At 49.7% G+C, this 6927-nt stretch carries 5 protein-coding genes and 1 tRNA gene; 3 read left to right on the forward strand and 3 right to left on the reverse strand.

Features of this window, described 5'->3' with window-relative positions; translation table 11 throughout:
• Together RTW80_RS21670 and actS are read right to left on the reverse strand one after the other, a co-directional pair.
• Window positions 1-74: transfer RNA gene (locus RTW80_RS21670), tRNA-Gly, on the reverse strand.
• Window positions 75-152: 78 nt separating this feature from the next.
• Window positions 153-908, reverse strand: coding sequence for an amidase activator ActS (gene actS / locus RTW80_RS21675; protein WP_312720133.1), 756 nt, complete (start codon window positions 906-908; stop codon window positions 153-155).
• Between the two features lie 414 nt (window positions 909-1322).
• Here actS and xdhA point away from each other — a divergent pair, with 414 nt between their 5' ends.
• From xdhA to xdhC, 3 genes are read left to right on the forward strand one after another with little or no spacing between them, the layout of a single operon-like run.
• Window positions 1323-3620 carry a xanthine dehydrogenase molybdenum-binding subunit XdhA gene (xdhA, locus tag RTW80_RS21680; protein ID WP_000388150.1) on the forward strand — a complete coding sequence of 766 codons (2298 nt, stop codon included), beginning with the start codon at window positions 1323-1325 and terminating at the stop codon, window positions 3618-3620.
• Between the two features lie 10 nt (window positions 3621-3630).
• Window positions 3631-4509, forward strand: coding sequence for a xanthine dehydrogenase FAD-binding subunit XdhB (xdhB, locus tag RTW80_RS21685; RefSeq protein ID WP_000459182.1), 879 nt, complete (start codon window positions 3631-3633; stop codon window positions 4507-4509).
• Complete coding sequence (xdhC, locus tag RTW80_RS21690; protein WP_001016605.1) at window positions 4506-4985, forward strand: xanthine dehydrogenase iron sulfur-binding subunit XdhC; 480 nt, start codon at window positions 4506-4508, stop codon at window positions 4983-4985. Before xdhB ends, xdhC begins: the two co-directional genes overlap by 4 nt.
• Window positions 4986-5024: 39 nt before the next feature.
• On the opposite strand, the gene RTW80_RS21695 is transcribed toward xdhC, so the two are convergent.
• Window positions 5025-6803, reverse strand: coding sequence for a sigma-54 interaction domain-containing protein (locus RTW80_RS21695; RefSeq protein WP_000417808.1), 1779 nt, complete (start codon window positions 6801-6803; stop codon window positions 5025-5027).
• Between the last annotated feature and the right edge of the window lie 124 nt (window positions 6804-6927).

Genomic DNA, 6927 nt, shown 5'->3' on the forward strand with positions numbered 1-6927 from the left:
TGGAGCGGGCGAAGGGAATCGAACCCTCGTATAGAGCTTGGGAAGCTCTCGTTCTACCATTGAACTACGCCCGCTTCGAGATGCGTAAGGCATTATAAACCTTACGCTCTCCTTAGCAAGTGCCACGCTGCTGACTGCTGATTAATTCGCCATCAGCATTTTGGCTTGCTGCCCTGAGGCGGCAAGTAACGTAGCGGATCAATTGCCGTTGCACGGTAACGAATCTGGAAATGCAGGCGAACAGATGCCGCATCCGTGCTCCCCATAGTGGCGATTTTTTGCCCAGCCTTCACGCTTTGCCCATTATTTACCAGCATCGTGTCATTATGGGCGTAAGCCGTAATGTAATCTTCACTGTGTTTAATCATGATGAGATTACCGTAGCCACGCAGCTGGTTGCCCACATACACCACCTTTCCTGCACCCGCGGCGTAAATAGGTGTACCCCGTGGAGCTGAGATATCAATCCCTTTATTGCCGCCATCTGCTGTCGAATACGGCATGATAACTTTCCCTGTCGTTGGCCATAACCAACAACGTTGCCCTACTGGCGGCCAGGATGATTTCGGTACCGCTGATGACGGTGTAACCGATGCGGTTTTGGTCGTTGATTTGGCGGTTGATTTACGTGTAATACTGCTACTTTTCGCCCCACCCAGTTTTAGTTTCTGACCAACTTCAATGGTGTAAGGGGGGGAAATGCCGTTCAGTCGCGCCAGTTCTTTTACGCTGGTTCCCGTGGTGCGCGAAATACGATATAGCGTATCCCCCCGTTTCACGGTGTAAACGGAGCCGGAATACGTTCCTGTATCGGATGATTTGCTACCCGAACAGCCCGCCAAAAGCAGTCCAAACGATAACAACATCACGATACCCAGAGATTTTTTATTCAGGCGTCCCGCACTCAAAATCTTTCCTCGCTTAAAAAACAAGACGCCTTATCATAGCAGCCAGCCTCTTGATACCCAATCTCTTGCTTCTGGAAAAACGTGGTAATAGAGAAAGAGGTTAATTTCATTTGGCAAAGGGAAGTATCATCAGCAAAATATTCGCTGTAGAGGTATCGAACTTCCTGACTTTTTACCCTATTTCCCATCCTGATGCGTAATAATCCCAATTTATCACATTGATTTTATCGCCACTCATATTGATACGTATCACTGCCCCTATTCAGAGTCCTGTTTCGTATCATATCTGTGTTTTTTTAACGTCATCACACTTCCTACCTCCCCTAACGCTTATCGTCGTTTCTGGCGTAAATCTTGCCTGCTTAGACTAAATCTTTGCCATAAGAACCAAATGTTCAAATCGAGGGGATTTCTATGGAAGCGCGGGAAGCAACCGCTACGGGTGAATCATGCATGCGCGTCGATGCCATTGCTAAGGTCACCGGGCGGGCACGATATACTGACGATTATGTTATGGCGGGCATGTGTTATGCGAAATATGTACGTAGCCCTATCGCACATGGTTATGCCGTAAGTATTAATGATGAACAAGCCAGAAGTTTGCCGGGCGTACTGGCGATTTTTACCTGGGAAGATGTGCCTGATATTCCATTCGCTACAGCTGGGCATGCCTGGACACTTGACGAAAACAAGCGCGATACCGCCGATCGCGCACTGCTAACTCGCCATGTTCGTCATCATGGTGACGCCGTTGCCATCGTCGTGGCCCGCGATGAACTCACGGCAGAAAAAGCGGCGCAATTGGTCAGCATTGAGTGGCAAGAATTACCCGTTATCACCACGCCAGAAGCGGCGCTGGCAGAAGACGCTGCACCAATCCATAACGGTGGCAATTTACTGAAACAAAGCACGATGTCGACGGGTAATGTCCAACAAACAATCGATGCCGCCGACTACCAGGTACAGGGGCACTATCAGACCCCCGTTATTCAACATTGTCACATGGAAAGCGTAACATCGCTGGCGTGGATGGAGGATGACTCGCGAATTACCATCGTTTCCAGCACCCAGATCCCGCACATTGTTCGCCGCGTGGTTGGTCAGGCGCTGGATATTCCCTGGTCATGCGTACGAGTCATCAAACCATTTGTCGGTGGCGGTTTTGGTAATAAACAGGATGTACTGGAAGAGCCAATGGCGGCATTCCTGACCAGCAAGCTTGGCGGCATTCCGGTGAAAGTTTCCCTTAGCCGTGAAGAGTGTTTCCTCGCAACCCGTACCCGCCACGCTTTTACCATTGACGGGCAAATGGGCGTGAACCGCGACGGAACATTGAAAGGTTATAGTCTGGATGTTCTGTCTAACACCGGCGCTTATGCATCTCACGGGCACTCCATCGCTTCTGCGGGGGGGAATAAAGTCGCTTACCTTTATCCTCGTTGTGCCTACGCTTACAGTTCAAAGACCTGCTATACCAACCTCCCCTCGGCTGGTGCGATGCGTGGTTATGGCGCGCCACAAGTCGTATTTGCCGTTGAGTCTATGCTTGATGACGCCGCGACAGCGTTAGGTATTGATCCTGTTGAAATTCGTTTACGCAACGCCGCCCGCGAAGGAGATGCTAATCCGCTCACGGGCAAACGTATTTACAGCGCAGGGTTGCCGGAGTGTCTTGAAAAAGGCCGGAAAATCTTTGAATGGGAAAAACGCCGTGCAGAATGCCAGAACCAGCAAGGCAATTTGCGCCGCGGCGTTGGCGTCGCCTGTTTTAGCTACACCTCTAACACCTGGCCTGTCGGCGTAGAAATAGCAGGCGCGCGCCTTCTGATGAATCAGGATGGAACCATCAACGTGCAAAGCGGCGCGACGGAAATCGGTCAGGGTGCCGACACCGTCTTCTCGCAAATGGTGGCAGAAACCGTGGGGGTTCCGGTCAGCGACGTTCGCGTTATTTCAACTCAAGATACCGACGTTACGCCGTTCGATCCCGGCGCATTTGCCTCACGCCAGAGCTATGTTGCCGCGCCTGCGCTGCGCAGTGCGGCACTATTATTAAAAGAGAAAATCATCGCTCACGCCGCAGTCATGCTACATCAGTCAGCGATGAATCTGACCCTGATAAAAGGCCATATCGTGCTGGTTGAACGACCGGAAGAGCCGTTAATGTCGTTAAAAGATTTGGCGATGGACGCTTTCTACCACCCTGAACGCGGCGGGCAGCTCTCTGCTGAAAGCTCCATCAAAACCACCACTAACCCACCGGCGTTTGGCTGTACCTTTGTTGATCTGACGGTCGATATTGCGCTGTGCAAAGTCACCATCAACCGCATCCTCAACGTTCATGATTCAGGGCATATTCTTAATCCACTGCTGGCAGAAGGTCAGGTACACGGCGGAATGGGAATGGGCATTGGCTGGGCGCTATTTGAAGAGATGATCATCGATGCTAAAAGCGGCGTGGTCCGTAACCCCAATCTGCTGGATTACAAAATGCCGACCATGCCGGATCTGCCACAACTGGAAAGCGCGTTCGTCGAAATCAATGAGCCGCAATCCGCATACGGACATAAGTCACTGGGTGAGCCACCAATAATTCCTGTTGCCGCTGCTATTCGTAACGCGGTGAAGATGGCTACCGGTGTTGCAATCAATACACTGCCGCTGACGCCAAAACGGTTATATGAAGAGTTCCATCTGGCAGGATTGATTTGAGGATAACATCATGTTTGATTTTGCTTCTTACCATCGCGCAGCAACCCTTGCCGATGCCATCAACCTGCTGGCTGACAACCCGCAGGCCAAACTGCTCGCCGGTGGCACTGACGTACTGATTCAGCTCCACCATCACAATGACCGTTATCGCCATATTGTTGATATTCATAATCTGGCGGAGCTGCGGGGAATTACGCTGGCGGAAGATGGCTCGCTACGTATCGGCTCTGCAACGACATTTACCCAGCTAATAGAAGATCCTATAACTCAACGTCATCTCCCGGCGTTATGTGCTGCGGCCACGTCCATTGCTGGACCGCAGATCCGTAACGTCGCTACCTACGGTGGAAATATTTGCAACGGTGCCACCAGCGCAGATTCTGCCACGCCAACGCTAATTTATGACGCGAAACTGGAGATCCACTCCCCGCGCGGTGTTCGTTTCGTCCCGATTAATGGCTTTCACACCGGGCCGGGCAAAGTGTCTCTTGAGCATGACGAAATCCTCGTCGCCTTTCATTTTCCGCCACAGCCGAAAGAACACGCGGGCAGCGCGCATTTTAAATATGCCATGCGCGACGCAATGGATATTTCAACGATTGGCTGCGCCGCACATTGCCGACTGGATAACGGCAATTTCAGCGAATTACGCCTGGCATTTGGTGTTGCCGCGCCAACGCCGATTCGCTGCCAACATGCCGAACAGACTGCACAAAATGCGCCATTAAACCTGCAAACGCTGGAAGCTATCAGCGAATCTGTCCTGCAAGATGTCGCCCCACGTTCTTCATGGCGGGCCAGTAAAGAGTTTCGTCTGCATCTCATCCAGACGATGACCAAAAAAGTGATTAGCGAAGCCGTCGCCGCGGCGGGGGGAAAATTGCAATGAATCACAGCGAAACAATTACCATCGAATGCACCATTAACGGGATGCCTTTTCAGCTTCACGCCGCACCAGGCACGCCGCTCTCGGAATTACTCCGCGAACAAGGACTGCTAAGTGTCAAACAAGGGTGCTGCGTGGGTGAATGTGGTGCCTGTACGGTGTTGGTCGACGGCACAGCAATAGACAGTTGCTTATACCTTGCCGCCTGGGCTGAAGGAAAAGAGATCCGCACGCTGGAAGGTGAAGCGAAAGGCGGAAAACTTTCTCATGTTCAGCAGGCTTATGCGAAATCCGGCGCAGTGCAGTGCGGGTTTTGTACGCCTGGCCTGATTATGGCTACCACGGCAATGCTGGCGAAACCACGCGAGAAGCCATTAACCATTACGGAAATTCGTCGCGGACTGGCGGGAAATCTTTGTCGCTGCACGGGGTATCAGATGATTGTAAATACAGTTCTGGATTGCGAGAAAACGAAGTAAAAGGATATCCGGCCTGAATTCAGGCCGGATTCACTGAGGTTATGTGTTTAACAACTCATATTTCTTAATCTTGCGATAGAGCGTAGCAATGCCGATGCCCAGTTCATCAGCAACTTGCTTCTTGCTGTTATGACGTGAAAGCGCCTCGCGGATCATTTGCTTTTCCATCTCCTCCAGCGCCGTGCCGCCCGCATCATCGAGTGACAGGTGCGCCTCACTGACCTCTGTTACATCACTTTGCTCCGTTGTGCCATTATTCAGCAGATTTGGCGGCAATAGCGTGCTGTCGATAACTTCACCTGAAGGAACCACGTTAACCAGATATTCCATCAAATTGCTTAACTCGCGCAGGTTTCCGGGCCAACGATGCTTACGCAATATTTCGACGACATCGGGAGCAATGCCAGGATAAACCGATCCCAGACGACGGGTATGCAGATGTAAAAAGTAATGCACCAATAGTTCAATATCTTCCTGACGTTCACGCAGCGGTGGCAGAGTTATCGGGATAACATTAAGTCGGTAGAAGAGATCTTCGCGGAATTTACCTTCGGCAATGAACTGGGCCAAATTCTGATTAGTTGCAGAAATGATGCGAATGTCGACTTGTATTGGGCTACTGGCACCAATCGGCAGAATTTCACGCGCCTCAATAGCGCGCAGTAATTTAGCCTGCAACATTAATGGCATATCACCTATTTCATCGAGAAACAGCGTGCCCGTATTCGCCGCCTGAATCAACCCTGTTTTACCGTTGGCAGAAGCGCCAGTAAATGCGCCTTTAACATAACCGAACAGTTCGCTTTCCAGAAGCTGCTCCGGAATCGCGGCACAGTTGATAGCAATAAAGGGTTTATTCCGTCTTCCGCTCAACTTATGGATTGCTCGGGCGACGACTTCTTTACCCGTGCCGCTTTCACCAACCACCATAACGCTGGATGGGCTGGGTGCAATACGGCTAATGAGTCGTTTTAATTGCCGCATAACACGGCACTCGCCAACCAATTGTTCAATATGTGGTTCATCAGGTGCATTTGCTACAGAAAAACTGGTATGCGATTGGTGAAATGCCATTAAAAATAATTGTCGGCCCTGAATGTTATGCAATTGACCAATGATTAATTCACTTTTATCGTCCCACGAAACAATATGCTGCATATGTCCATGAGTAAAATTACTCTCAAATGTTAATGGTCTGAAACGGATAGGTTTCCCAATAATATTATTTTGTACAACACCAAGTGTTTTTAAGGCAGTCTGATTAACAAACTGAACCCGACTTTCATCATCAACAACTAATACGCCCTGATCCATATTATCGATCATGGTCGCGAATATTTTACTGATGTTATCTCCTGGCCCCTGATCCTCCAGAAGTTTCGAAACAAAAATGGTGGATATATGGCGAACATAATCAGAAAATTCGCGTAAATTATCACTGATATGCTCTTGTTGCTCGTGGGTAACGGCAATCAAACTTATCACCCCAACACAACGATCCTGTAAAATGACAGGCGTACCCAGAAATGCTTTTTCGCGGCAATTTTCTTTACTATCGCAACCTTCGCAAAGGGGATCGAAGCGAGACTGTGTCACAACTTTTTCAGTTTTCGTTTCCAGGACGTGGCGGAGCAGGCGTGAGTTGCCGCTCAACTGGCGACCAAGAAACTTCCCATACGCGCCCGTTCCGGCGACGCGACACAAGTTTTCATCAACGATCTCAACCTCAAGCTGCAAAACGCTGGCAAGCATTCTGGCAAAACGCTGAATTGTCGGTTGAATTTGCATCAATACTGACTGCGTAGTAGCAAGCTCCATAGCTTTACCTTCCAGACTTACTTAAAAGTCGATCATTGAAGACGTTGATGGTTCACAGATCATGATGATATTAACTCAGGCGAAATTGGCTTTGATAAAAATATAAGATTTTTATCATTTTCTA

It is taken from the genome of Escherichia sp. AM3, assembly GCF_032029835.1.
GTDB lineage: Bacteria > Pseudomonadota > Gammaproteobacteria > Enterobacterales > Enterobacteriaceae > Escherichia > Escherichia coli.